The sequence below is a fragment of the Naasia sp. genome (assembly GCF_025465545.1).
In the GTDB taxonomy this organism is placed as follows: Bacteria; Actinomycetota; Actinomycetes; order Actinomycetales; family Microbacteriaceae; genus Naasia.
Genome location: NZ_JAODMK010000043.1, coordinates 1 through 24,740, shown reverse-complemented (window position 1 = coordinate 24,740; position 24,740 = coordinate 1). Strand labels below are relative to the sequence as shown.

Genomic DNA, 24,740 nt, shown 5'->3' with positions numbered 1-24,740 from the left:
CCTTTCGGGGGCACCAGAAGCCAATAGCCGCTGGCTGCCATCGCGTCACCCTATGTGTGACTCGCTCCGCGTGGGTCTCGGCGGGGGGCTCGGTCCTACGCTGAGCGGGTGACACTGCTTCAGCTCCGGGTCTTCGTCGCGGCCGCACGCCTGGGCTCGTTCACCGCGGCGGCACGCGCCCTGCACATGGCCCAGCCCACCGTCTCGGAGGTGATTCGGCGACTCGAGGACAGCTACGAGATCGCGCTGTTCATCCGCACCGGACGGCGGCTCGTGCTCACCCGAGCGGCGGAGGAGCTGCTGCCCCTTGCCGAGAAGGCCATCGCCGCCGCGGAAGAGGCGGAGCGCGCGCTCAAGGCGGTCAAGTCCCTCGACGGCGGCACGGCGACCTTCGGGCTGCTGCGCAACGCCAACTACTACTCGATGGCGGATCTCCTCAACAACTTCCACGCGCAGTACCCGCACGTGCGACTGCGCGTCGTCGGTCTCAACTCGGTGGAGGTCGCGAACATGGTGCGCTCGGGCGAGCTCGAGGGCGGACTGGTGGTTCTTCCCCTCGACCCGGAGGGGCTCCGCTTCACTCCGCTCCGGCGGGATGAGGTGCTCTACGCGAGCGCCGATCCCCGCCATGTCGCCGCGCCCGTCACCATCGCGGACCTCGCCGACCGCGACCTCGTCCTCTATGACGCCCACTACGGCTGGAAGGATCCCACCCGGCGTCAGCTCGCCGAACGCGCGCAGCTGGAGGGGGTGACCCTGGAGGCCCGCATCGAGGTGGAGCAGTCCGAGGCCGCCCTGTCGCTCGTCGCTGCGGGGGCCGGCGACACGTTCGTGTCCAGGGCCGTCGTCGAGCACGGCAGCTGCCCACCGGGTCTGCACTTCGCCTCATTCTCGCCGCCCCTCTACGACACGATCGCTCTCGTGCAGCGCGAGGGCGGTTCGCTCTCGCCTGCGACCGCCGAGCTCTCCCGCCTGGCTCGAGCCATGCTCGCCGAGCAATAGGGAAACACGATGGCAGCGATGGCGGATTGACGTCTTCTCCGCGGATCGGGTCGCTCCTAGGTTGACTGCATGCTGTTCTCCCCCCACGTGCTCGAAGCCCTCCGCGGGCGCTACACGACCGTCAAGCAGCCGGGCGTGACCGCTCCTGCGGCTCAGCGGAATCCCGACGTGATCCGAACGGTGTCCGAGATGCTGTCCCGGATCGAGCGTGACGGCCTCTCCGCAGTCAGGGCATACGCCGCGCAGCTCGACCACTGGACCGGCGCGGACCTCGAGGTCTCCGGCGACGGCCTGGCGGACGCGGGCGACCGGCTTCCGGTCGCCCTGCGCGAGGCGATCGAACTCGGCTCCTCCCGCACCAAGGCCTTCGCCCGCGAGCAGCGCGCGCACCTGACCGACTTCGAGGTCGAGCTCGTGCCCGGCATCATCACTGGCCACCGCTACATCCCGGTCGGGTCCGTCGGCGCCTACCTCCCCGCCGGGCGCTTCCCGCTGACCGCGAGCGCCTTCATGACGGTCGGCGTGGCGAAGGTGGCCGGCGTGCCGCGGGTCATCAGCTGCACTCCGCCAGGACCGGACGGCCGCCCGAACGACGCCGTGCTCTACGCAGCACACCTCTCCGGAGCGGACCGCGTGTTCTGCCTCGGCGGCGTGCAGGCCCTCGCCGCGATGGCCTTCGGCCTGCTGGGCGAGGCGCCGGTCGACATGCTGGTCGGGGCCGGCAACGCGTTCGTGGCCGAGGCGAAGCGCCAGCTGTTCGGCGTCGTCGCGATCGATCTGCTTGCGGGGCCGTCCGAGGTCGCTGTGCTCGCGGACGACAGCGCCGACCCGGCGCTGGTCGCGGCAGACCTCCTCGGCCAGGCCGAGCACGGCATCAACTCCCCCGCAGCCCTCGTCAGCACCTCGGCGTCGCTCGCGGCCTCAGTGGCCGACGAGGTGGAGCGCCAGCTGAGCACTCTGGCGACCGCGCACATCGCGGGACCCGCCTGGCACGACTACGGCACGGTGACCGTGGCCGATTCCCCGGACACCGCCATCACGCTGATGGACGACCTCGCGCCCGAGCACCTCGAGCTGATGACGGACGACGACGACTTCTACCTGGAGCGCCTGCGCAACTACGGATCCCTCTTCATCGGCCCGTGGAGCACCGTCGCCTACTCGGACAAGGGAATGGCCGGCACCAACCACGTCCTGCCCACGGCGGGCGGCGCGAAGCACAGCGCGGGTCTCTCGGTATCCCGCTTCCTCAAGCCGCTCACCTTCCAGCGGGTGACCCAGGCTGCCACACCAGAACTGGCCGAGGCGGTCCAGGTCATCTCCGAGTCGGAGGGCATGGCCGCCCACGAGGCAACCGCGGTGCGCAGGCTGGAGACCTACGCCGCGATGGCCTGACCAGTCCTGCCGCCGACGAGCCCCGACCGGTTCACGCCCGCGAGCCGCCGCCGGAGAGCACGCGGACGAAGTCGGCCAGGAAGGCCTCCCGGTCGACGTCGAGCACGACGAGGGTGTCCGGCGCGGGAGTCGCGGTCCAGCTCACCGGCAGCCCGGTGTCCGTCCGCATCAGGTGGGCGCGGGTGGCGAATCCGTCGGTCGTGATGTTGACCGGGCCGCGCTCGGACCGGGTGATCCAGTCCGGCTGCACCAGCAGTGCGGCCGCCAGCCCGTCGTGGGCCGGGGAGACCCGGCGTCCCCATGCCACCTGGTAGAAGTCCATGTAGGCCTCGAGGATCTGCGCCGAGAAGGTGCCCCACGGGGTGCCGGCGCGGGCGAGCGCCTGCACCGCCTGCTCGTCGACGATCGTCGGGGCCGTCACGTTGACGCCCACCATCACGAGCTCCGTGCGCGGGGCGGCGAAGACCCGCGCCGCGGCCTCCGAGTCGTTGTGGATGTTCGCATCGACCATCTGCACCACGCCGAGGGGCGGGAACGGGCCTGAGCCGCCCATGATCACCGTCGAGCGGAAGAGCGTCAGCAGGTTGGGCTCGATCTCGAGCGCGATGCCGATGTTGGTGAGCGGGCCGACGGGAAGCAGGTCGTAGTAGCCCGGCCGGGCGCGAGCCATCTCGACGATCAGCTCGGCGGAGCTCAGCGTGGAGAGGTTCTTCGGCGCGATCGGGGCCGACCAGAGGTCCCCGAGTCCGTCGTTGCCGTGCACGTGAGCCGCGATCCGCGGCGCCCCGCTGAGCGGGCCGGCGGCGCCTCGGGCGACCAGCACGTCCTCGAGTCCGGCGACCTCCAGCACCCGCGCGATGTTGGTGAGCGCCGACTCGACCGAGGTGTTGCCGTAGACGCTGGTGATGGCGGACAGCTCGACATCGGAGCGACCCGCGAGGTAGAGCAGGGCGAGGGCGTCGTCGATGCCGGTGTCGGTGTCGAGGATGACGTGGCGGACTGAGTCGTCGGTCATGGCGGCTTTCTGGAAGGGAGCGGTCAAGAGGAGAGGGCCCGCCGGGCGGCGCCGAAGCGGATCCGGGTGGCGACGAGCACGAGAAGGGTGATGGCGTACGGCGCGGCGTCGGTCAGCTGCTGCGGTGCGCCGAGCCCCTGCAGGCGGAAGCCGAAGGCCTCGGCCGCGCCGAAGCCGAGGCACGCGATCGGGACCCACAGCGGGCGATTGCCGACCAGCATGACCGCAGCGACGGCGATCCAACCTCGACCGGCGGTCATGTTCTCGGTGAAGACCGTGACGTTGCCGAGCGCGAGCTGAGCTCCCGCCAGCCCGCAGAGAGCACCGCCGACGATGGTCGTCCAGGTCTGGGTGCGGGCGACGTTGACGCCGAGGCTCGCCGCCGCTGCCGCGTGCTCGCCGATCCCGCGGAGGCGCAGCCCGCCGACGCTCGACCGCAGCCACAGACCGGCGGCGATGCAGAGCACGAACGCGAGCGGCACCAGCACGGTCTGCCCGCCGAACACCGGGCCGAGGACCGGGATGTCACGGAGGAAGGACATGGCGGGGAGGCCCTGCAGGCCACGGGGCGAGAACGTGCCGGACACGTCGAACAGGACCCGCATCAGGAAGCCGGTGAGCCCGAGGGCGAGGAGGTTCGTTCCGATGGCGATGATGATGGGATCCGCCCGGAACCGGGCGGCGCCGACGGCGAGCACGACCGAGAAGATCGCGCTGCTCAGAACGGCGATGCCGATGCCCGCCCAGGCGCTGCCGGTGTAGTAGCTTCCTGCGACGGCGGCGAAGGCGCCCCAGAGCATCTGCCCTTCGAGCGCGATGTTGAACACGCCCACCTGAGCCGACAGCGCACCCGCCAGCGCGGCATAGAGGACCGGGGTGGCGGCGAGGAGCACTGCGGCGACGAATCCCCACTCGAAGACGTGCATCAGTGCTCGCTCCGTCCGGTGCGGCCGGCGTCGAGCACGGTGCGCAGCGCGAGCACGATGATGACGACGCCCTGCAGGAGGTCGGAGAGCTGCCGGGGAACGTCCGCGGTTCGCTCCATCGCGGCGCCGCCGACCTGGAGGACCGCGAACAGCACCGAGGTCACGGGGATCAGGAGGGGACGGCCGCCGGCGAGCAGCGCGGCCGCGAAGCCGGCGAAGGTGTAGCCGGGCGAGAGCAGCGCGCCGTCGATCAGCCGGTACGGCGAGGAGAGCACGATCACCGCGCCGACGATGCCAGCTGCTGCGCCGGCCGCGGCCATTGCCCCGAGAGCAAGGCGGCCGACCACGACTCCGCCATACGCCCCGAAGCGGCGGTTGGCCCCGACGACCCGGAGCTCGAAGCCGACCGCGGTGCGTGAGTCGACGATCCAGAAGACGGCCATCATGGCGACCAGGATCAGCAGACCGACGTTGCTGTAGGAGAGGTCCCCGATCGACCACATCCGCGCGTCCTCGGGCAGGCGGGCCGTCTGCGCCACCCCGGACCCGGCCTCGGCGAGCGGGAAGCGGACGAGGAAGGAGACCACCGCGACCGCGATGGGCGAGAGCAGCAGGGTGCTGATGATGATGGGGATCTTGAAGCGGGTCGCCAGTGGCGCGGACACCGCTCCGAAGGCCGCGGCGAGGACGGCGGCGGCGAGCACGGCGAGGGGCACCGCGAGCGGTCCGGGAAGGGCACCCGCGACAACCGTCGCCGCGAGGCCCCCGAGCACGAGCTGGCCGTTGCCCCCGAGGTTGAACTCGCCCATCCGGAGCGGGATGGCGGCGGCCAGCGCCATGCCGCAGGTGAACCCCCAGACGGAGAACGTGTAGTCGAGGCTGTCGGGCTCCAGCGCCCCCTGCAGGACCGCGGAGTATGCCGTGATCGGGTCGAGCCCGGCTGCCGCGATGATCGCCGCGCCGATCAGCACGGCCAGCACCACCGCACCGACGGGCACCACCCCGGGATGGCGGGCGGCGAGCCGGAAGAGCCGGCGTGCTGCAGCGCCGCGCGGCTCGGGCGCCTCTGTCGGGGTGGCCGCTGTCACGAGGCTCCTCCTTCGCTCCGGGAGGACTCCCCCGTGCCGGCCATCGCGGCGCCGATGCGCGCGGTCGTGGCGTCCGCCCGCGAGTACTCCGCGACGATCCGCCCCGCGAACATCACCAGGACCCGATCGGCGAGGGCCTGGAGCTCGGCGATCTCGTGCGACACCAGGAGCACGGCTCCGCCATCACGGCGGTAGTCGAGGAGCCGCTGGTGGATGGACTCGATCGCGCCGATGTCCACCCCCTGGGTGGGCTGCTCCGCGATCAGCACCGGCGCGCGGTGGGACAGCTCCCTGGCGATCACCACCTTCTGCGCATTGCCGCCCGAGAGAGCACCGACGGGCTGGCGTTCGCCCGAGGTGCGCACGTCGTAGTCGGCGATCAGCCGGCGGGCCATGTCCCGCTGGGCCCGGAGGGAGAGCCAGCCGCGACGCCAGCCCCTGGATGCCCCGATCGGCGCGGTCCGGTGGTGACCGAGGGCGAGGTTCTCCGCGGTCGTCATGGTGACCGCCATGCCTTCCCCGCGTCGGTCCTCGGGAACGACGGCGAGTCCGATGGCTCGCCGACGGCGCACGTCGAGCGATGCGACATCCCGCCCGAGGAGGCGGATCTCCCCCGACTCAGCCGAACCTGTGCCGAGGATCGCCGCGACGACCTCGCGCTGCCCGTTGCCGGACACGCCGGCGACCCCGACGATCTCCCCACGACGCACCGTGAACGACACGTCCCGCACACGGTGCACCCCGCGATCGACGACGGTGAGCCCGGTGACCTGGAGAGCCTCGTCGCCCGGCTCTCCCGTGCCCGCGTTGGCGACCTCGGTCACCTCGCGCCCGGTCATCGACTGGACGAGCGCCGAACCAGTCGCCTCCGCGGTGCGGAAGCGGCCTGTGACGCGCGCGTCGCGCAGCACGGTCACCTCGTCGCTGATCGCGAGCACCTCGTGGATCTTGTGGGTGACGAGCACGACTGTGGCGCCCTCATCCGCCGCACGCCGCAGCACGGCGAAGAGCGAGTCGACCTCCACCGGGGTGAGCACAGCGGTCGGCTCGTCCAGGATGAGGATCTCGGCGTCGCGATGCAGGGCCTTCAGGATCTCGACCCGCTGCCTCGCGCCCGCCGACAGCGTTCCGACCACCGAGTCGGGATCGGTGTCGAGCCCGTAGCGGTCACTCAGCTCGCGCACCCGCTCGGCTGCCGCCGTCCGGTCGAGCCGCCCGCGCCGTCGGGGTTCTGCTCCATAGACGACGTTCTCGGCGACGGTCATGGAGTCGAACAGCCGGAAGTGCTGGTGCACCATTCCGAGACCCGCCGCGATCGCGTCGAGCGGCCCGCGGAAGTGCCGCTCGACGCCGCCGACCAGGATCTGGCCGGAGTCGGGCCGCAGGAGCCCGAAGAGGATGGACATCAGCGTCGACTTTCCGGCGCCGTTCTCCCCCATCACGGCGTGGATTGTCCCCCGCCGGAGCACGAGATCGACGCCGTCGTTGGCCACGACGGCGTCGAATCTCTTGCTGATGCCCCTCAGCTCTGCTGCGGCGTCCGTCATCCGGCGGTCAGCGGGTCCTCAACCTTGAGCTCGCCGGACACGATCTGGTCGCGGACTGCCGAGACCTTCTCGATCACGTCGGGGTGGTCGGCGATGAGGCACTGGGAGTCGGCGACCCCGTCCTCGAGCCCGGTGAGGCCGACGCCGCCCTCCTTGAGGCCGTACTCGGTGGTGCCGCCGGTCGTGCCGTCGAGAATGTCGCCGACCGAGTTGAGCAGGGCGACGTCGACGCGCTTGATGGCGTTGTCGACGACGTTGCCGGGCGACTCCGGGCACTGGTTGGTATCCACCCCGAACGCCTTGAACCCGCTCTGCTCGGCCGCCTCGAAGACGCCGGTGTTGCCGCCTGACGCCGCTGCCTGCACGTAGTCCGCGCCGCCCTCACCGAGGATGGTCGCCTGGGCCTTCGCCCTGGCCTGGTCGCCGAACGGGTTGTCGCCGCCGACGTACTGCACCTGGGTCTTCACGGCATCGTTGACGCTGGCCGCGCCCGCGAAGAACGGGTCGACCCAGCGGTGGATGAACGGGGTGTCGAGCGCCGCGACGACGCCCACATTGCCCTTCTCGCTGAGCAGGCCCGCCTCCACGCCGGTCAGATAGGTGGCCTCGTACTCCTTGAAGGCCGCCGAGGTCAGATTGTCGGCCGGTTCGGCAGGGGTCGTGTCGATCAGCAGGAACTGCTGGTCGGGGTTGTCCGCCGCCGCCTGGGTGAACTGATCGAGCACGCTGAAGCTGACACCGATGATCACGTCCGGCTTCTCCCGGATGGCGGCATCGAGGTTCTGCTGGATGCTGGTCGGGTCCTCACTCTCGTAGACGTCGACGGAGGCGCTGTACTTGGTGCCTGCCTCCTTGGCGCCGTCCGCCGCGAGCTGCAGGAAGTTGTTGGAGCCGATCGGTGTCGGGGTGATGAGGATGAGCGAGGCCTTCGTTGCGGTGCCGGCGCTCGCGCCGGCGTCTCCCGAGCTGGAACCCGAGTTGGAGCAGCCGGCCACGGTCGCGAGAAGGCCCACGGCCAGCGCCGCCGCTCCGGCTCGGCGCGCGATGAAAGTCATAGGTGTTCCCCTTGTGGATTCTGCTGTGATCAGGACGCGGCGGAACGCGTTCGCCCGCCCCTGCCAGGTTAACCGGGCCGTGTCTCAGCCGCCGAACGAGTCCGTCACAATCGGTCACGCGCAGGGGGCCGCTCGTTCCGTTCCTCCCGTTGGGACGAGGTGCGCTCGGTGAAGAATCCGCCCGCGGAGTGCAGGACGTGGTCGGCAATCGGGTCATCGGGCATGAAAAGCGGCATCCGCGCGCCTGCTCAGACGCCGCACAACGCACTCCTCTTCGCGGATCGGGAACGGAGCTGGATCCGAGCACGCGGGGGAATTCCGCACGGCGCATCGACCGCTCAGCGGGACCCGAACGCGTCGAAGAACCGGTTCCGGAACCGGTCCATCGGCCAGACCGGTCCCGCAGGGTCCGGCAGCATGCCGGCGGTCCACTGCCATGAATCGATCGCGCGGAACACCGCGGGGTCCGCGGCGATGATCGTGATGGGGACATCATGGGACGCTTCCGTCCCGCTGACGATCGTCGCAGGCTGGTGGTCGCCCAGCAGGACCACGACCAGGCTGCGGTCCTTCGATCGGGTCACGAAGCCCACCAGGGAGTCGATCGAGTACTGGATCGAGCGGGCGTAGCGGGCCTGGACCTCGCTCGGATCCTGCCACGCGAGCTCCGGAGACGGGCCATCGGCCGGCATGGGATCGAAGAGGGATCCGTTCCCCAGCGCGTCCCCATCGACGAGGTGCGGCAGCGGCGTCCACGGGGTGTGGGAGCTGACCAGGTCGATCTCCGCCATGACGGGCCGGTGGCCGCCGCCGAGCTCGAGTTGACGGAACCGCTCCAGGGTGAACTGGTCGGGCATGGTCGCGTAGCCGAACTGCGGCCCGGCGTACCCGACATTGTCGGCGTCGTACATCCGGTCGAAGCGGTAGAAGGCGCGCCCCTCGGGCCACGGCCGCCGATCCGAGGGCGCGTCGGAGACCGTTCCCCAGCCGGCGCGGGAGAACGCCGAGGAGATCGTCAAGCGGGAGCTCGTCAGCAGGCGGTCGTAGCTGCGTTGATCCGGCACCCACAGGCCCGACTGAAGAGTGGAATGCGCGAGCCAGCTGATCCCGCCGAAGGTCGGCGAGGTGAGCATCGCGCTCTCTGCCGAGTAGCCGGCCGCCGACAGCTCGCGCGTGTCCGCCTGAAGCGCTGCGTCGATGGAGCCGGAGAACGAGGACCCCCGCACCGCCACCTGCCCGTAGCTCTCCACGAAGACGAGCAGGACGTCCTTGCCGCGGAGCTTGCCGAGCAGGGCGGAGGGGTCGGCTCGGCCGTAGGGGTCCGGCGCGTCCACCTGGGCGGCGAAGGAGGCGAGCGCCGTGGCGGAGGCGACGGCGCGGCTCACCTCGTCGACGGCGAAGGACGCCTCGTCCGCAGACGCGACCGCGAGGCCGGGCGCGATCTGCAGACCGAGCAGCGCGAGCACAGACCACCCTGCCCCGACGACGCCGAGGACCGCTGACGTCCGGCGCCGGTCCGCATGCACGATCCGGGCGATCCGCCGCGACGCGAGCGCGAGTGCGACGACCGCCGCGATGCTCAGGACGACGGTCCCGCCCACCAGGATCGCCGCCCAGGCGGGTCCCGTCGAGTCGGCGAGGACGCCGACCGCGGAGCCGAGCAGGACCCAATCGGCCGCCGGGTCGAATGCACGGTTCACCGTTGCGCGGAAGCCGAGATCGAGGACCTTCAGCAGGGTGAGCACGGCGATCGCGATCCCGAGCACGACGGCGACGACCCGTGCCGCTCGTCGGGGAAGGACGAGGAGGATCGCCCCCAGCAGGATGCCTTCCAGCGGCACGCGCACGCTGGCGGCCGCCCCTGAGGCCCCGAACGTGTCCGGCAGGACGAGCGCGGCCCACACGAGGAGGACTGCCGCGACGGACGCGACCCCCGGGATCGAGGGCCGCCAGCGCGATCCGCGGTCCTCACGGTGCCGGAACACTCGCCACCTCGGGCACTCCTGCCCTCGCCGGTCGGCGCCCCTCCCGGGTGACCCACCACAGCTGCGTGCCGAAGGAGACCGCGAGTGCCGAGGCGGACACCCCGGCGAGCGCCTCGGCCGCCTCGATGGGCAGCACGCGCGCACACACCACGACGAGGACCGCGCCCTGCACGCCGGCGACCGCCTTGCGCCACCGCGTGGCCGGGACCGCCCGGCGGAGCCGGGGCAGCGCGAGCTCGGCGCCGAGCAGCAGGTAGCGCGCCGCCCCCACGAGGAGCACCCATGGTCCGAGCACCGGGACAGCGGCGACACTGAGCACCAGGATCAGTGAGGCGTCGACCTCCATGTCGAATCGGCCTCCGAACGGGGTCGCCGTCCGGGTCCAGCGCGCGAGCCGTCCGTCCACGGCGTCCAGGGCCAGTGCGAGCGCGGCGCACGCGACCAGCACGCCCGCCACCCGAGCTCCCGGGTACTCCTGCACGGCCAGGCCCGCCGCACCGCCCGTGAGAGCGCCTCGCGTCCAGGTCACCGCGTTGGCGAGACCGACCGAGGTCGCACCCGCCCGGCGGAGACCACGAAGCGCGAGCAGGTCGCACGCCGCACCGTAGGCGACCGCCGCCGCTGCCGCCGCTGCGCCGAGCGCCCCCGCGGCCGCGAGGACGCCGATCACCGCCACCTGGACCGAGGCGAGCAGCAGTGCGCCACGTCGAACCGATGCCACCCGCTCCTCGTTCCTCGTTGTCCGGGTACCACGAGGCACGGCCGCGTCCGGTTCACCGGCGCGCAGAACGGCTCCGCACGGTACGGTTCCGCCGTGACCGAAACAGCGCAGGCGTTCTGGGTCCGCGAGCCCGGACATGGCGAGATCCGGCCGGCGCGGCTCGCGGCTCCCGGACCGGGCGAAGCGCTGGTCCGGGCGCGATTCTCGGCGGTCAGCCCCGGCACGGAGGCCCTCGTGTTCCGGGGCGGGGTGCCCGAGAGCGAGCACGGGACGATGCGGGCCCCCTTCCAGGAGGGCGAGTTCCCCGGCCCCGTGAAATACGGCTATCTGAGCGTCGGGATCGTGCAGGACGGCCCCGAGGCGCTGCGGGGCAGGACGGTCTTCTGCCTGTACCCCCACCAGACCGCGTATGTCGTCCCCGTCGACGCGCTCACTCCGGTGCCGGACGACGTGCCCGCCCGGCGGGCGGTCCTGGCCGGCATCGTGGAGACCGCGGTCAACGCGCTGTGGGACGTGCCTGCCCGGGTCGGGGACCGCATCTCCGTCGTCGGCGGCGGCCTCCTGGGCTGCTGCCTGACCCGCCTTCTCACCGGGATCCCCGGCACTCGGATCACCCTCGTCGACGTCGATCCGGCCCGACGGGAGGTGGCGGCCGCTCTGGGCGCCTCGTTCGCCTCCCCCGCCGATGCCGACGGCGACCAGGACGTCGTCTACCACGCGAGCGCCACCGCCGCCGGGCTGCAGTCCTCGCTCGACCTGCTCCGCACCGAGGGCACCGTGGTCGAGCTCAGCTGGTACGGGGAGCAGGCGGTCACCCTGCGCCTCGGCGCGGCGTTCCACGCCCGGCGACTCACGATCCGCTCCAGCCAGGTCGGCATGGTCGCTCCGGCGCGGCGAGGCAGCCGGTCGACGAGGGATCGCCTTGCTCTCGCCGTCGCCCTCCTGCGGGATCCCGCATTCGACGTCCTGCTCACCGGGTCGAGCCCGTTCCCGGAGCTGCCCCGTGTCCTGCAGGACCTCGCGGCGGGCCGCCTGCCCGCGCTCGCCCACACCATCACCTACGAGGACGGATGACCCATGTTCAGCATCACGGTCCGGGACCACGTCATGGTGGCGCACAGTCTGCGGGGCGAGGCATTCGGTCCTGCCCAGCGCCTGCACGGCGCCACCTACGCCGTGGAGGTCACGCTGCGCCGCCGGGACCTCAACGCGGACGGCATCGTCACCGACCTCGGTCTCGCCGCCGCGGCGCTCCGCACCGTACTCCAGCCGCTCGACCTGCGGAACCTCGATGAGGTGCCCGACCTGGCAGAGCTGAACACGACGACGGAGGTGCTCGCGAAGCTCGTCGCGGATCGACTCGCCGACCGGATCGGCGCGGGAGCCCTCGGCGCCGACGGAGCCGCGCTGGCCGCCGTCCACGTCACGCTGCACGAGTCCCCGGTCGCCTCCGCCAGCTACGAGAGGACGCTGTGAACCGTGTGCACTTCCTGGTGCCCGGCGCCCTCGACGACCCGGCGCACCCGAGCGGCGGCAACCGCTACGACCGCAGGCTGCGCTCTGAGCTCGTGCGTGCAGGGTGGCAGGTGCGGCTCGTGCGGATCGGCGGCGCGCGGCAAGTCGATGAGCGCGCCCTTCTCGACGAGCTGACGGCGCTGCCGCAGGCGGAGCCGGTCCTCATGGACGGCCTGCTCGCCGCCGCAGCGCCCGCCGTGGTCGCAGCTCATGCTCGCCGTCTGCGCATCGTGATCCTCCTGCACATGCTCCCGGCCGGCCTGGACGAGTCGAGCGGATATCCCCTCGTCCTCCGCGCCGCCCGAGCCGTGATCACCACCAGCGAGTGGGCACGCCGGCAGCTGCGGGAGACGGGGTATGCAGAGCCGGGCCGCATCGTCGCCGCCCCGCCCGGAGTGGATCAGGCCCTCCCTGTCGTCGCCTCGCCCTCGGGAGCCCGGCTGCGCTGCGTCGCCGCGCTCCTGCCGCACAAGGGCCAGGACGTGCTCCTCGACGCGCTCCGCCGCATCCGTGCCCTGGACTGGACCTGCGACCTCCTCGGCGCGGCCGATCTCGACGTCGCGTTCACCCGCGGGCTCCACGATCAGGCCCGGACGAGTGGGATCTCCCCCCGAGTGCGCTTCCTCGAGCCTCGCCCGGCGACCCGCACCCGGGAGCTCTACGACGGCGCCGACCTGCTGGTCGTCCCCTCCCTGACGGAGAGTTACGGCATGGTCGTGACGGAGGCGATCGCCTGCGGCATTCCGGTGGTCGCCGCCGACACGGGCGGCATCAGCGAGGCCATGGGCACCGGCGACAGTCGGCGGCCCGGCCTGCTCGTGCCTCCGGGCGACCCGGCTGGGCTCGCTGAGGCGCTCGAGGCGTGGCTGACCCGGCCCGCCCTCCGCGCCCAGCTGACCGCAGCGGCGCACGAACGGCGACGTGGGCTGCCGGCCTGGCAGACCACCGCGGCGACCGCGGCCCGCGTGCTGGCGTCCGCGCGCGATGAACCATAGCGCCCCCTGTCTCGTCTTTCAGATGTAGGCAGCACAGAGGCGGACGGGATGCCGAGAACGATCGCAAGGTGGGGCCGCCCCGCGGCGGTCGTCCTCATCCTCGGCGTGCTCGGCTGGCGCCTCGGCGCGGGTCCGTTCCTCACCGGCCTGGCCAGTCTGACCGCCGGGGCCGTGCTCGCCGCCGCCCTGCTCACCGCTCTTGCCACGGCCGCCGCCGCCTGGCGGTGGTCCGCCATCGCGCGCGCGTTCGGCGCGCCCATCCCGTTCCGATCGGCGGTGCCCGCCTACTACCGATCTCAGTTCCTCAACAGCGTCCTGGTGGGCGGCGTCGCGGGCGACGTCGACCGCGGGTTCGCGAACGACCCGCGGGCGGGCGGCGCGCGGCTCGGGCTCCGGATCGTCGCATGGGACCGCGGGAGCGGCCAGGCGGTTCAGCTGGCGTTGCTGATCGTGGCGCTGCTGGCCGTCGACACCCCTCTCGGCGTCGCGACGGTGGGAGCGGCCGGCGTTGCGGTGGCGGCCGCAGGGCTGCTTCGGCTCGCCCTTCTGGCGCGCGCACGCGGTCGGGACTCGGCGCCCTCACCGTTCTTCGCGGCGGTGCTCGGCGATCTGCGGATCAGGCTCCTTCCGCGGCAGGTGCTGGTTCCCATCCTGGCCGGCTCGACCCTGGTCACGCTCGCTCACTCGTGCGTGTTCCTCCTCGCCGCATCGATCACGGGAACCCTGCACGCCGCCGGCACGCTGCTGCCGATCGCGCTGACCGTCCAGGTCGCGATGGCGCTCCCCCTCAGCCTGGGCGGCTGGGGACCGCGTGAAGGGGTCGCCGCGGCGGCCTTCGCGGCCGCCGGTCTCGGCGCAGGCCACGGTCTGGCTGCCTCGACCGCGTATGGCGCGCTCGCCCTGATCGCCGTTCTCCCCGGAGCCGTTGTGCTCGCCCTGGGTCGCGGGAACCATGGGCAGAACCGGATCGCACGGTCCGCCATCGCCGCTCGACCGCTCACTCCGAGAAAGGCGGCACCATGAGTCCTCGTCCGTACACCGTGCTGAGCTGCAGCATGTCGATGGACGGCTTCCTCGCCGCGGGCGACCGCCACCCGCTGATGCTCTCCAACAGCGCCGACCTCGACCGGGTCGACGAGGTCCGGGCCGGATGCGACGCGATCCTCGTGGGCGCGGAGACGATCCGGGCCGACGATCCACGGCTGCTCGTGCGGTCGGCGGCCCGGCAGGAGCGGCGCGTGGCCGCAGGAGCGTCACCCTCGCCGGTGAAGGTGACGGTGACGGCCCGTGGCGCGCTCGACCGGAACGCCCGGTTCTTGACGACCGGGTCGGCGGAGAAGCTCGTCTACTGTCCCAGCTCCGCTGTCGCCGCGATCGGCCGCCGCCTCGGCACGTTCGCCACCGTCGTGGACGCGGGCCAGCGGGTCACGATGCGCGGGGTGGTCGAGGACCTGCACCGCCGCGGGATCCGACGTCTCATGGTCGAGGGGGGCGGAAGCGTCCTCACCCAGTTCCTCACGGCGGGACTCGCCGACGAGCTCCAACTCGCCGTCGCCCCCGTGTTCATCGGCGACTCGCGGGCACCGCGCTTCGTCGGCGACGGCCGTTTCCCCTGGACGACGGGGAATCGAGCGGACCTCGTGGCCGCCCGATCCGTGGGTGACGTGGCTCTGCTCCGCTACGCCCTCTCCGATCGCTTCGACGGCACCCGGGGTGAACCCCTGGCCATGACATCGGGGAGCGCCCCCGCTCCCCCCGCCCCCGGCTGACGCGCGGCGCACTGCGGCGCGGTCTGAACCATCGGCGTCGCCGCCTCGTGATCCCCAGCATGAACCTCGACACCTTCGCCGGCCTCCCGCTGCACGTGCTCCTGGTGCACGCCGTGGTCGTGGGAGTTCCTCTCGCGTCGCTCGCCGTGATGCTGCACGCCCTGTGGCCGGCCGCGCGACGTCGGCTCGGCATCGTCACGCCGCTCGCCGGCCTCCTCCTCGTGGCGCTCGTGCCCGTCACTGTGCAGGCGGGGCAGAAGCTCGAGCCGCGGGTGCCGGCAACGCAGCTCCTCAACCAGCACATCGCGCTCGGCGACACCCTGCTGCCCTGGGTGATCGGGCTCTTCGCCATCGGTGTCCTCGAGTGGGTCTGGTTCCGATTCCGCGACCGTGTGCCCGCACTGTCGGCCCCGCCGGTTCGGCTCGCGATCACCGTCGTCGTCGCCGTGGTCGCCGTGGCTGTGGCGGTCGGGTCCACCGTCGACGTCGTGCTGATCGGCGACGCGGGTGCGCGAGCGGTCTGGCACGGGGTCGCCGGGTAGCACCGGCGGCGGCGTCTTCGTCTGATGCCGGCGCCCGGAGGCCGTCGCGACCAGGGCCGCCGACCCGAGTCCTCGGGACCCACCCGGGGAAGCGATGGGCGCAAGCGGGCAGAACACTGACCCGAGTACGACTCGTGCCACGACCATCAGACTTCGGTACTGTTCACCCCTCGGCGACCCTGTCGCAGAGTTGTCGCCAAGGCGGAGGACGCAACCGAGCGGCCGCCTTCGCCTCTAGGCCATCGGGGCACCGCCGCCGTCCGCTCGATGCTTCGGTGTCCGTTCGCGCCGTACCCGATCGAGACAGCAGTAGGCCCCGCACCCGCGACCACAACACAAGGAGGAACGCGTGGAGAAGCGCGACGTGATCGTGATGGGAGCGGGACTCGCCGGGCTGAGTGCCGCTCGCGACCTGGCGGCTGCCGGCACGGACGTGCTCGTGCTTGAGGCGCGCGCCCGGCCGGGGGGCAGGGTCGAGCAGGCGACCACGGCCGACGGTCGACTGGTTCAACTGGGCGGCGAGATCGTCGGCACCTTCCACACGGCATACCGGAAGCTCGTCGGCGAACTCGGACTCACCCTTGGCCCCACCTTCGTCGCCAGTTCGGGCGAGACGAAGTGGAAGCTGGGGTCCGGCGAGACCCTCGGCGACGACCTCCCCTGGATGTCGAAGGAGGAACGCCGCAACTACGAGCGGCTCGAGCGGGAGTTCTCTCGGCTCGCCGCCTCGGTGGATCCGGACGACCCCTGGAGCCACCCGGACGCTCAACGCCTCGACAGTATCTCCGTCGCCGACTGGGCCCGGTCCGAGGGCGGCTCGCCGGCGGTGATCCTCGCCCTGGAACTCTCCGCGCACGCCCTCGCCGTGGAGTCGATCGAACGCACGTCGCTCCTCGCCGACCTGAGAAAGGAGTCCGCTGCAGGAGCTGACGGCTTCTACAGTTTCGAGGCGTGGGAGAACGAGCGGGTACTGGAGGGGTCCGCGACGGTAGCGCTTCGCATGGCGGAGCAACTCGGCGGACGCATTCGGTACAGCAGCCCGGTTGCAGCCGTTCATATCGCATCCGGTCGAGCTCGCGTGTCGCTTCGCACCGGGGAGGAGTTCTCCGCCGATTCGGTCATCTCGGCGCTTCCGGTGGGACCGTTGCGCGACGTCCACATCACTGGGGTGAGCGTCGAGCGCTTGGCTTCGCTGCACCGTCAGCGGCAGGCTCCTGCCGTCAAGATCGCGGCCGTGTACGCCTCATCCTTCTGGGAGGAGGCCGGGATGAACGGGACCTCCTACTCGCAGACCACGCTGATCGGCGGCACATGGGCGCAGAGTCCCGGAGTTCTGTCCGGCCTCCTGCCGCCGTCGTCACTCGGTGAGTACTTCGCCACTCCCCCGGCCCGCCGGGAACCGGACCTGACCGACGACCTCGCCGCGATCCTGGGAACGCAAGCGCGCGAGCACTCCGCGTTCTTCCTCCGCAATTGGGCTAGCGACCGATGGACGCAGGGCTATGTCACCGGCTGGCGACCAGGTGATGTCATGTCGGTAGGACCTCTGCACGGCACCCACGAGCCGCCCTTCTACGTCTGCGGGTCCGATCAATGGGTGTGCGGCTACATGGAAGGCGCCGTCCGCACTGGCAGGGCCGCAGCCGCAGCCGTGCTCCGCGGGGGCAAGGATCGGAGAGCTGCTCGTTGAATCCTCCGACACGCCCGCCCGCGAGGGCCCGCCTCGATCGGGCTGAGCTGGCGGACCCGCCGCGATCACGCAGCAGGTCCAGTCACCACGCTTCATCATCGGCGTACGGGAACCACCAGAAGCTCTGCTCGCTGGAGGCCGGATCCACCATCACGAGCTTGGTGTGCCGGAAGGTGTCCAGCCCCTCCGCTCCCAGCTGCCGTCCGATTCCCGAGAGCTTGCGGCCGCCGAACGGCCCTGCGTCGTTGTCGAGCAGCGGAGCGTTCACCCAGACCATGCCCGTCACGATCTCCCGCTGTGCCCGGTCGACCTCCAGCATGTCCGTCGAGTAGAGAGTCGCGCCGAGCCCGAACGGCGATGCGTTGGTGATCTGCAACGCCTCGTCGAAGCTCGAGACCTTGTAGACGGCCGCGATGGGGCCGAAGAGCTCCTGGGTGTACAGGTCCATCTCGGTCGTGCAGTTGTCGATGACCGTGGGCATGAAGAAGTATCCATCTGACAACTCGCCGGCCAAGTCTGGCCGCGCCCCACCAGTCACGATCTTGGCGCCTTGCTCGACGGCGCGCGCAAGGAGCTTCTCGATCCGCTGACGTTCCCGGGCGTTCTCCATGGGGCCGATGTCGACCCGGTCCAGCCCGTGGCCGATCCGCAGCTGCCGGGTGTTGCGGACGAATGCCGCCATGAACTCGTCGTACACGTCCTCGTGGACAAGGATCTTCTCGGCGGCGGTGCAGACCTGTCCGCAGTTGAGGAAGGCCGCGAAGGTGGCAGCACGCGCGGCCACCTCGATGGCCGCGGATGGCATCACGATGAACGCGTCGCTTCCCGATGCCTCGATGAGAAAGGGCTTGAAGTTGCTCGCGCAGGTGCGCGCGACCGCCTGGCCCGTTGGCACGCTGCCCGTGAACGCCACCATGTGCGTCTCCGGGTGCCCGACCAGCTGCTTCGCGACGTCGGCACCGCCGGGGAGGCACTGCACGAGCCCGGCATCCAGTTCCCCGAACGCCCGCATGAAGGCCAGCGACGTGAGCGCGGCATTCTCGGACGGCTTCACGATGACGGCATTGCCGGCGGCGAGCGCTGCGGCTGCGGACCACATCATGAGCAGGATCGGGAAGTTGGCGGGCAGGATGATGACGACTGTCCCCATGGCCTCCTTGATGGTGAACTGGGTCTGCCCTGGTGTCGCGGTGCCATGGATGGTGCCGATCGAGTGCCGGCCGAGCTCGGCGTAGTAGTCCAGAGCGGACGCCGCCCAGCCGATCTCGTCGGCGCTCTCCTTGAACGGCTTGCCTGTTTCCAGTGTCATGAGCTCTGCGATGAGCCGGCTGTCCCCGCGCATCCTCGTGGCGACCTGGTGGAGAAGCTCCGCCCGCACCAGTGGAGTCCGTGCGTTCCAGAGACGCTGAGCATCGTTGGCGGCGGCGACGGTCTGCTCGCCCTGCTCACCTGTGGGATCCGTGAAGCTTCCCAGTGGATGGCCCGTCGCCGGGTCTGCGACCGGGGTCCGGCGGGTGCCGTCGGCGGCGACGAGTTCACCGCGAACGAACAGGCGGTCGCTGACCTCGCGGAGAGCGACGTCAGCCGCAGCCGAGGGGCGGGTGGTCGCGTCGGAGTTGAGCAGCGATGACATACCTGTCGCTTTCGGTCGAAGCCGGAACATCGGCTTCACCACCATGCGGGAGCGTTCCTGACGCTACAATTCGCCTCCAATACGAAAAGACGCACGGTCCTGTATCGTCCTCTGAACTCGTACCCGGGAGGACTCACGGCATGGACGACAGGGCGAGCGTCCTCAACGTGGGCGACCTCGTCTCGACGGCCAGCCTGGGCGTCCGAGTGCTGGCCGGCACAGCGGGACTCGGGCGAGCTGTGCTGTGGGCGCACAGCTGCGAGATGCCTTCGCCGGAAAGATGGCTCGGGCCGCACGAGTTGTTGATGACGGTCGGTCTGTGTGTGCCGCGCGAGCCGTCGGAGCAAGTCGCATTCCTCCGCCGACTGGACGATTCAGGGCTCGCTGGTCTCATGATCGGCGACCACGAGACGGCGCCGCCCGTCTCGCACGAGATGCTGGAAGAGGCGGACCGGCGAGAGTTCCCGGTTCTCCTTGCCGCTGAGCACATTCCCTACGCCGTGGTAGCTCGGCACGTCGCCGCCGCCAATTCGTCGTCCCAGATCCTGCACGTGCTCACACTCAGCAAGCTGTACCAGCTCGCCGCGAATGCCGACTCCGACGTCGACGCACTGGCCGCCGAGTTCGCCTCGCTGCTGCGGGTCGAGCTCCGCGTCAGTGACGAACTCACGGGACTCACCGTTCTGCAGACCTGGACGGATCCAGCCGTCATCTCCGGGCGTTCGATTCGAACCTTCCCGCTGAGAGGGACGCAACCTGCGCTCCTGCATATCGCGGAGTACCCGGACGAGATCACGGATGGGTTCCTTCTCGTGCATCTGATGAAGATCCTCGAACTCAACATCGACCGCGTCCTCGGAGCCGTCGATCTGCGTGCGAGGGCGTCCGAGCACCTTCTCGCCACTCTGCTGGCCGGCGGAAGCGCACCGGAGAGCGACTCCCTGCTCGGAGGAAGAACGGCCGGGGACGGTTTCTACGTCGCCTCATTCGCGGCGAGCGCTGGAGAACTGATCGCAAGGAGCGGCGCCATTCTCGGTCTTCCGGTGCTGGTGGCTGCGGGGCAGACCAATCACCACGCGCTCTTTCCCCGTGACGTGAGCGACCAGGTGCAGCGGATGGCGGAGTCGTGCTCCATCCATTTCGGAGTCTCGTCGCGCTTCTCCGACTACCGCGACACGGCGGCGGCCGCCGTGGAAGCGGATCGGGTACTGGCGGCATCGCGATCTGGAGAGCGCTTCTGGGCGGTCTTCGAGGGCACGACGATCGCGGTCTTCAGTCGATCGCGCCGTGAGGCCGAGGAGATCATCGAGACCGTCCTCGGGCCGCTCGTCGCCGCCGACCCTGCGGCGGGCAGGCTTCGACAGACGCTGTTCTCCTATCTGCGGAATGATCGGCACTGGCAGCGGACGGCGGACGAGTTGGGCATCCATCGTCAGACTCTGTCCTACCGGCTGCATCGCATCGAAGAGGAGACCGGACTCAACGCCAATCGGTCTGCCGACTTGGCAGCGATGTGGATCGCGTACCAGGCCTGGGGGACCACCAGGGACTCCTGATGCGACCGCGCGCTTTGGCGCCCTCAGCCGCGCATCCGCGTTCCGGCGGGGTCGTACAAGGGGCGGCGCGAGAAGCTCGCGGCGTACGGGCGTCCGCCGCACTCGACGGTCCAGTTGCCGGATTCGATGTCGGCGGACGGATCGATGGCAGCGAGTCCCACAGCCCGCCCCAGGGTGTGGCCGAAGCTTCCGCTGAGCACCCGCCCCACCACGACGCCGTCACGCAGCACCGTCTCGTCATGCACGAGGACCGGTTGGGGGTCGTCGATCGAGAAGTAGACAGTGCGGTGCTTGAGGTCGGCGGGTGTGCTGGCGGCGACCGCAGCGCGACCGATGAAGTCACCCTTGTCGAGGTCTACGGCGAACCACAGACCGGACGAGCGTGGGTCGTCGGTCGGGCCCATGTCGTGCCCGAGGTGGCGGAAGCCCTTCTCGGACCTCAGGCTGTCCAAGGCGTAGTATCCGGCGAGCCGCGCCCCGAGCTGCTTTCCGGCTGCCCATACGGCGTCGAACACGTTCACTGCGAGGTCGCTCGTGACGTAGAGCTCGTACGCGAGCTCGCCGGTGAAGCTCACCCGTAGGGCGTAGGCGAAGCCGTCGGCGATCTCGATCTGCCGGCCGGTCAGGTGGGGCTGGGCGTCGTCCGACCAGTCCTCCGGGGAGACCCTCTCGAGCAGGTCGCGGGACCGGGGACCGGTGACGAGGATGGTGGCGAAGCCGGCGGTGGCGTCGAAGACCGCGGCGGCGGCACCGGTGGCCGCCTTCCGCAGGATGGCGAGCGTCGCGTCCTGGGTCGCACTTGGCATCACCACCAGGAAGCGGTCATCAGCGAGACGAGTGACGGTGCCGTCGAGCGCGATGCCCCCGGCGCTGTTGAGCTGCAGTGTGTAGACCGCTCGGCCGATCGGCACGTCCAGGTTCGAGGTGAAGGTGCGCTGGACGACCGCGAGCGCATCCGGGCCGGCCACCTCGACCTTGGCGAACGGGCTGAGGTCGAAGATCGCGATGTTCTCGCGCGCCGCCCGGTGCTCCTCCGCGACGCGGTCGAACCAGCTCGCGCGATGGTAGCTGTAGACGACCTCCGCGGCCGCTCCCGGTTCCTCATACCAGTTGGCGCGCTCCCAGCCGTTGACCTCGCCGAAGGCGGCTCCGTTCGCGGCGACGCGCTCGTGCAGCGGCGAGCGCCGCACATTGCGGGCGGTCGACATCTGCAGGTTCGGCCAGTGCATGGCATAGAGCCGCCCGAGGCCTTCGCGAGTCCGGTCGTGGAGATAGCGACGGTTCGCCTGGTGCCGAGAGAAGCGGCGGACGTCCACCGATGACGCATCGAACTGCGGCGCTCCCGCAAGCATCCACGCGGCGAGCTCGCGTCCGACGGCGGGGGCGAAGATGATGCCCTGCGAGTTCATACCCGCAGCCGTGAAGAGGTTCGCGACCTCGCCGGTCTCTCCCAGGATGAAGTTGGCGTCCGGCGTGAAGCTCTCGGGTGCGTTGAGGAATCGGTCGTAACCGGCCGACTGCATTGCCGGCACGGTGCGCTCCGCCTGCACACGCACCGAGTGGAAGTGATCCCAGTCGGGGGCGAACTCGGCGAAACCGGATGTCGGGATCTGGTCCACCGGTCGGGGCTTGCCCTGCGGCTCGAACGCTCCGACGAGGAGGCGACCGTCTTCATGTCTGATGTAGTAGCTCGCATCGAGGTCCCGCAGCACCGGCAGGGTAGCCACAGCGCCCTCGATGGGATTCGTGCGCACATGCACATGCTCCGCCGCGTACAACGGGACGTGGGCGCCGGCGGTGCGCGCAAGGTCGCGCGTCCACAGGCCCGCGGCCAGCACGACCCTCTCCGCCTCCACGTCGCCCTGGTCCGTGCGGACGCCGGTCACGCGGCCACCCGAGGTGAGCACTTCGGCCACCTTCACATGTTCCCGGACGGTGGCACCGCTCTCGTGGGCGAGCTTGGCGAACGCGATGGCGGCATAGCCCGGATTGACGTGCCCGTCACCAGGGATGAGAAGACCGGACTTGACTCCCGTCGGATCCGCGAGGGACCAATGTTCACGGATTTCCGAGGGCCCGAGCAGGATCGCCTCGACTCCCCCCTGGACCGCGACGTCGCGCTGGTATCGGAGCTCGTCCACCCGCCCGTCGATGCGGGCCATCGACAGCGAACCCGTCCGCCGCCAGTTGACGTCGATCCCCGTGCGCCGCTCCAGGCCCTCGTAGATCGAGCGGCTGTAGCGCGCGAGAGCCGTGAGGGTCGACGACGCTCGAGACCCGCTCACCAGCCCCGCCGCATGCCAGCTCGTTCCGCTTCCGAGCACGTTGGCCTCGACCAGCAGCACCTCCTCGCCTGCCTCGGCGAGCTGGTGAGCGACGCTTGCGCCGATGATGCCTCCTCCGACCACGACGGTGCGGGATCGGGCGGGCAGATCGCCGCGTCCGGCGTCGGTGAACAGAGCGGCGCTGATCGACCTGTCGACGACGCGTTCCATGGAGTCCTTCTTGTTGGGGGCGGGGTCAGGGGACGACGAGGGTCCGGGCGCGACGGCGCATCATCCTAGACGGCGGCCATTCACCGTACGAGGGGCCGTTGCGGACCTCCATCATCCAGCGGTAGGAAACGCGGGCCGATGTTGAAGATGAGTAGCAAGCGAGCGCTCGGGTCGCCCTCAGGCTTTGACGTCAGCGCCGGAGCACGCCGGCCGTCCGGACGCGGGGCGATGCGGCCGAGCCAGGCAGTCGCACGACCCGGCAGCGCCGTCGATCACTCGATCGGCTTGCCCATCGTGTCGATGTCCTTGTCCGCCCGCTCGATGGTCGCCTTCTCCTGGGCGACATCGATGTTGCGGCAGAACAGCCAGTAGAAGAAGCCGGCGACGGGGATGCCGACGAAGAACGCGATATCCACCCCGCCGAGCGCCGTCCAGAGCGGTCCCTGGTAGCCGCCGATGCTCATGAACGGAATCATGGCGACGATCCCGATGAGGTAGGCGACAATCCCCCGCCAGTGCCACAGCCCGTACATGCCATCGCGGCGGAACATCTCGGTGATGGAGTAGTGACCTCGTCGCACGACGAAGAAGTCGGTGAGGTTGACCGCCGTCCAGGGGCCCATCAGGTAGGCGAGCACAATCAGGACGGTGCCGAGGTTGGCATTGAGGAAATCAGTGGGCAGGAGCGCAGCCGCCACGGCGCCGGTCACCCCGACGAGCAGGATCGTGATCAGCCGGATCCGGCGCGTGGGGCGCACGGTGCGGATGCTGTCGATGGCGGTGATGAGCGTGAGCGAGCCGCCGTAGACGCACATCGCCATCAGGCCGATGAGCCCTAGCCCGCCGGCGATCAGCACGAGGATGCCCAGCCCAGGGAAGACGAAGTCTCCGGTCTCCGCGAGGCCAGTGATGAAGTCGCTCTCGGGCAGCAAGGCGGCGCAGAGGGCGCCGATCGCCATGAACGAGAAGAGCCCGAGGAACAGGCCGCCCGACGTGGTGGCGACGATGCTGCTCCGCTTCGTTCCGGGGGGCATGTACCTCGAGTAGTCCGAGACGAAGAACGCCCAGGTCAGCTGATACGCGGCCGCTGCGGAGACCACGACGAGGAAGGGCCCCGCTGCGAACGTCTGCGTGACGTCGAAGAGCTCGGCCGGGATCCTCCCGAGCACGGCGAGTCCGATCACGTAGATGAGGATCACCGCGACGAGGGCGAAGGTGATGTACCGCTGGGCGATGTGCAGGTAGTGGTAGCCGAAGATGGCGAGGATGATGGCGGCCACGCAGGATGCGATCGCCCAGACGGGTGCGCTCCCCCAGCCGAGCTGGGTGGCTGTCGTGCCGATGAGGTTGCCCCCCAGCACGACGTAGCCCCAGTAGACGACGATTGCCATTGCCCAGATGAAGAGCGCCCCGTAACGGCCGAACTGTGGACGCGACTGCACCATCTGCGGCAAGCCGAGGTGCGGGCCCTGTGTTGCATGGGCAGACACCGGGATGGTGCCCAGGATGGTTCCTAGCGCGAGGGCGAACAGAGTCCACACCAGGTTGAGCCCGAGACCGATGCCGATCGCGCCGGTCGCCAGCGAGAGGAGCTGCGCGCTCCCGGCGAACCAGACGGTCGCCTGGTCGAGCAGACGGCCCTTGCGCTCCCTCAACGGGACGTAGTCGATGGATCGGGTCTCGACCCGGCCCAGCACGCCGGCTTCCGGTCGAGGCGCGCCGGCGTCGGCAAGAGGGGAGCTGGTGGGCATGTGAGGACTCCATTCGCAGACACGACGATGTGAGAGCAGGATTTCGTGGCCGAAGCTACG

20 protein-coding genes are annotated in these 24,740 nt (G+C 70.4%); 10 read left to right on the top strand and 10 right to left on the bottom strand.

The window, feature by feature from the left end; translation table 11 throughout:
* Positions 1-108: 108 nt before the first annotated feature.
* Together JWR33_RS11240 and hisD are read left to right on the top strand one after the other, a co-directional pair.
* Entirely contained in the window at positions 109-1,002 is an 894-nt protein-coding gene (locus tag JWR33_RS11240; RefSeq protein WP_297412006.1) for a LysR family transcriptional regulator, read from the top strand.
* 69 nt (positions 1,003-1,071) lie between these two features.
* Positions 1,072-2,397 (top strand): histidinol dehydrogenase, encoded by a 1,326-nt coding sequence (gene hisD / locus JWR33_RS11235; protein WP_297412005.1) that lies wholly within the window; start codon positions 1,072-1,074, stop codon positions 2,395-2,397.
* 31 nt (positions 2,398-2,428) lie between these two features.
* Here hisD and JWR33_RS11230 read toward each other — a convergent pair whose 3' ends face one another.
* From JWR33_RS11230 to JWR33_RS11200, 7 genes are all read right to left on the bottom strand, one after another.
* Complete coding sequence (locus JWR33_RS11230; RefSeq protein WP_297412004.1) at positions 2,429-3,412, bottom strand: nucleoside hydrolase; 984 nt, start codon at positions 3,410-3,412, stop codon at positions 2,429-2,431.
* A 23-nt stretch (positions 3,413-3,435) separates the two neighbouring features.
* Positions 3,436-4,338, bottom strand: coding sequence for an ABC transporter permease (locus tag JWR33_RS11225; RefSeq protein ID WP_297412003.1), 903 nt, complete (start codon positions 4,336-4,338; stop codon positions 3,436-3,438).
* Complete coding sequence (locus JWR33_RS11220; RefSeq protein ID WP_297412002.1) at positions 4,338-5,426, bottom strand: hypothetical protein; 1,089 nt, start codon at positions 5,424-5,426, stop codon at positions 4,338-4,340. Before JWR33_RS11220 ends, JWR33_RS11225 begins: the two co-directional genes overlap by 1 nt.
* A complete protein-coding gene (locus JWR33_RS11215; protein ID WP_297412001.1) occupies positions 5,423-6,973 on the bottom strand; it encodes an ABC transporter ATP-binding protein in 1,551 nt (516 codons plus the stop codon). Before JWR33_RS11215 ends, JWR33_RS11220 begins: the two co-directional genes overlap by 4 nt.
* On the bottom strand, positions 6,970-8,028 hold the full coding sequence (locus JWR33_RS11210; protein WP_297412000.1) for a BMP family ABC transporter substrate-binding protein: 1,059 nt from the start codon (positions 8,026-8,028) through the stop codon (positions 6,970-6,972). Before JWR33_RS11210 ends, JWR33_RS11215 begins: the two co-directional genes overlap by 4 nt.
* A gap of 338 nt (positions 8,029-8,366) precedes the next feature.
* Positions 8,367-10,013: a CDP-alcohol phosphatidyltransferase gene (locus JWR33_RS11205; protein WP_297411999.1), complete on the bottom strand. Its 1,647-nt coding sequence runs from the start codon at positions 10,011-10,013 to the stop codon at positions 8,367-8,369.
* On the bottom strand, positions 9,997-10,734 hold the full coding sequence (locus JWR33_RS11200; protein ID WP_297411998.1) for a CDP-alcohol phosphatidyltransferase family protein: 738 nt from the start codon (positions 10,732-10,734) through the stop codon (positions 9,997-9,999). Before JWR33_RS11200 ends, JWR33_RS11205 begins: the two co-directional genes overlap by 17 nt.
* 93 nt (positions 10,735-10,827) lie before the next feature.
* Here JWR33_RS11200 and JWR33_RS11195 point away from each other — a divergent pair, with 93 nt between their 5' ends.
* The 7 genes from JWR33_RS11195 (at position 10,828) to JWR33_RS11165 (ending at position 17,245) form a co-directional block, all read left to right on the top strand.
* Positions 10,828-11,808 carry a zinc-binding alcohol dehydrogenase gene (locus JWR33_RS11195; RefSeq protein ID WP_297411997.1) on the top strand — a complete coding sequence of 327 codons (981 nt, stop codon included), beginning with the start codon at positions 10,828-10,830 and terminating at the stop codon, positions 11,806-11,808.
* Between the two features lie 3 nt (positions 11,809-11,811).
* Positions 11,812-12,210 carry a 6-carboxytetrahydropterin synthase gene (locus JWR33_RS11190; protein WP_297411996.1) on the top strand — a complete coding sequence of 133 codons (399 nt, stop codon included), beginning with the start codon at positions 11,812-11,814 and terminating at the stop codon, positions 12,208-12,210.
* Positions 12,207-13,244 carry a glycosyltransferase family 4 protein gene (locus JWR33_RS11185; protein ID WP_297411995.1) on the top strand — a complete coding sequence of 346 codons (1,038 nt, stop codon included), beginning with the start codon at positions 12,207-12,209 and terminating at the stop codon, positions 13,242-13,244. The genes JWR33_RS11190 and JWR33_RS11185 overlap by 4 nt, the downstream gene beginning before the upstream one ends.
* A 48-nt stretch (positions 13,245-13,292) precedes the next feature.
* Positions 13,293-14,267, top strand: coding sequence for a lysylphosphatidylglycerol synthase domain-containing protein (locus tag JWR33_RS11180; protein ID WP_297411994.1), 975 nt, complete (start codon positions 13,293-13,295; stop codon positions 14,265-14,267).
* Positions 14,264-15,013: a dihydrofolate reductase family protein gene (locus tag JWR33_RS11175; protein WP_297411993.1), complete on the top strand. Its 750-nt coding sequence runs from the start codon at positions 14,264-14,266 to the stop codon at positions 15,011-15,013. The genes JWR33_RS11180 and JWR33_RS11175 overlap by 4 nt, the downstream gene beginning before the upstream one ends.
* Positions 15,014-15,072: 59 nt before the next feature.
* On the top strand, positions 15,073-15,555 hold the full coding sequence (locus JWR33_RS11170) for a DUF2231 domain-containing protein (protein ID WP_297411992.1): 483 nt from the start codon (positions 15,073-15,075) through the stop codon (positions 15,553-15,555).
* A gap of 349 nt (positions 15,556-15,904) precedes the next feature.
* Positions 15,905-17,245, top strand: a complete 1,341-nt coding sequence (locus JWR33_RS11165) for an FAD-dependent oxidoreductase (protein ID WP_297411991.1) — start codon at positions 15,905-15,907, stop codon at positions 17,243-17,245.
* 82 nt (positions 17,246-17,327) lie between these two features.
* Here the strand turns inward: JWR33_RS11165 and JWR33_RS11160 are convergent, their stop codons facing one another.
* Entirely contained in the window at positions 17,328-18,923 is a 1,596-nt protein-coding gene (locus JWR33_RS11160; protein WP_297411990.1) for an aldehyde dehydrogenase family protein, read from the bottom strand.
* A 95-nt stretch (positions 18,924-19,018) separates the two neighbouring features.
* Between JWR33_RS11160 and JWR33_RS11155 the strand changes: the two genes are divergently transcribed.
* Positions 19,019-20,434, top strand: coding sequence for a PucR family transcriptional regulator (locus JWR33_RS11155; RefSeq protein WP_297411989.1), 1,416 nt, complete (start codon positions 19,019-19,021; stop codon positions 20,432-20,434).
* 23 nt (positions 20,435-20,457) lie between these two features.
* Here JWR33_RS11155 and JWR33_RS11150 read toward each other — a convergent pair whose 3' ends face one another.
* Both JWR33_RS11150 and JWR33_RS11145 read right to left on the bottom strand, forming a co-directional pair.
* Positions 20,458-22,929, bottom strand: coding sequence for an FAD-dependent oxidoreductase (locus JWR33_RS11150; RefSeq protein ID WP_297411988.1), 2,472 nt, complete (start codon positions 22,927-22,929; stop codon positions 20,458-20,460).
* Between the two features lie 272 nt (positions 22,930-23,201).
* Positions 23,202-24,680 carry a cytosine permease gene (locus JWR33_RS11145; protein WP_297411987.1) on the bottom strand — a complete coding sequence of 493 codons (1,479 nt, stop codon included), beginning with the start codon at positions 24,678-24,680 and terminating at the stop codon, positions 23,202-23,204.
* Between the last annotated feature and the right edge of the window lie 60 nt (positions 24,681-24,740).

What these genes read in the sequence shown, in the direction of transcription:
- hisD (WP_297412005.1), top strand. Translation starts at nt 1,072, where the DNA reads ATGCTGTTCTCCCCCCACGTGCTCGAAGCCCTCCGCGGGCGCTACACG.
- JWR33_RS11230 (WP_297412004.1), bottom strand. Translation starts at nt 3,412, where the DNA reads ATGACCGACGACTCAGTCCGCCACGTCATCCTCGACACCGACACCGGC.
- JWR33_RS11225 (WP_297412003.1), bottom strand. Translation starts at nt 4,338, where the DNA reads ATGCACGTCTTCGAGTGGGGATTCGTCGCCGCAGTGCTCCTCGCCGCC.
- JWR33_RS11215 (WP_297412001.1), bottom strand. Translation starts at nt 6,973, where the DNA reads ATGACGGACGCCGCAGCAGAGCTGAGGGGCATCAGCAAGAGATTCGAC.
- JWR33_RS11210 (WP_297412000.1), bottom strand. Translation starts at nt 8,028, where the DNA reads ATGACTTTCATCGCGCGCCGAGCCGGAGCGGCGGCGCTGGCCGTGGGC.
- JWR33_RS11190 (WP_297411996.1), top strand. Translation starts at nt 11,812, where the DNA reads ATGTTCAGCATCACGGTCCGGGACCACGTCATGGTGGCGCACAGTCTG.
- JWR33_RS11180 (WP_297411994.1), top strand. Translation starts at nt 13,293, where the DNA reads ATGCCGAGAACGATCGCAAGGTGGGGCCGCCCCGCGGCGGTCGTCCTC.
- JWR33_RS11175 (WP_297411993.1), top strand. Translation starts at nt 14,264, where the DNA reads ATGAGTCCTCGTCCGTACACCGTGCTGAGCTGCAGCATGTCGATGGAC.
- JWR33_RS11170 (WP_297411992.1), top strand. Translation starts at nt 15,073, where the DNA reads ATGAACCTCGACACCTTCGCCGGCCTCCCGCTGCACGTGCTCCTGGTG.
- JWR33_RS11160 (WP_297411990.1), bottom strand. Translation starts at nt 18,923, where the DNA reads ATGGTGGTGAAGCCGATGTTCCGGCTTCGACCGAAAGCGACAGGTATG.
- JWR33_RS11155 (WP_297411989.1), top strand. Translation starts at nt 19,019, where the DNA reads ATGGACGACAGGGCGAGCGTCCTCAACGTGGGCGACCTCGTCTCGACG.
- JWR33_RS11150 (WP_297411988.1), bottom strand. Translation starts at nt 22,929, where the DNA reads ATGGAACGCGTCGTCGACAGGTCGATCAGCGCCGCTCTGTTCACCGAC.
- JWR33_RS11145 (WP_297411987.1), bottom strand. Translation starts at nt 24,680, where the DNA reads ATGCCCACCAGCTCCCCTCTTGCCGACGCCGGCGCGCCTCGACCGGAA.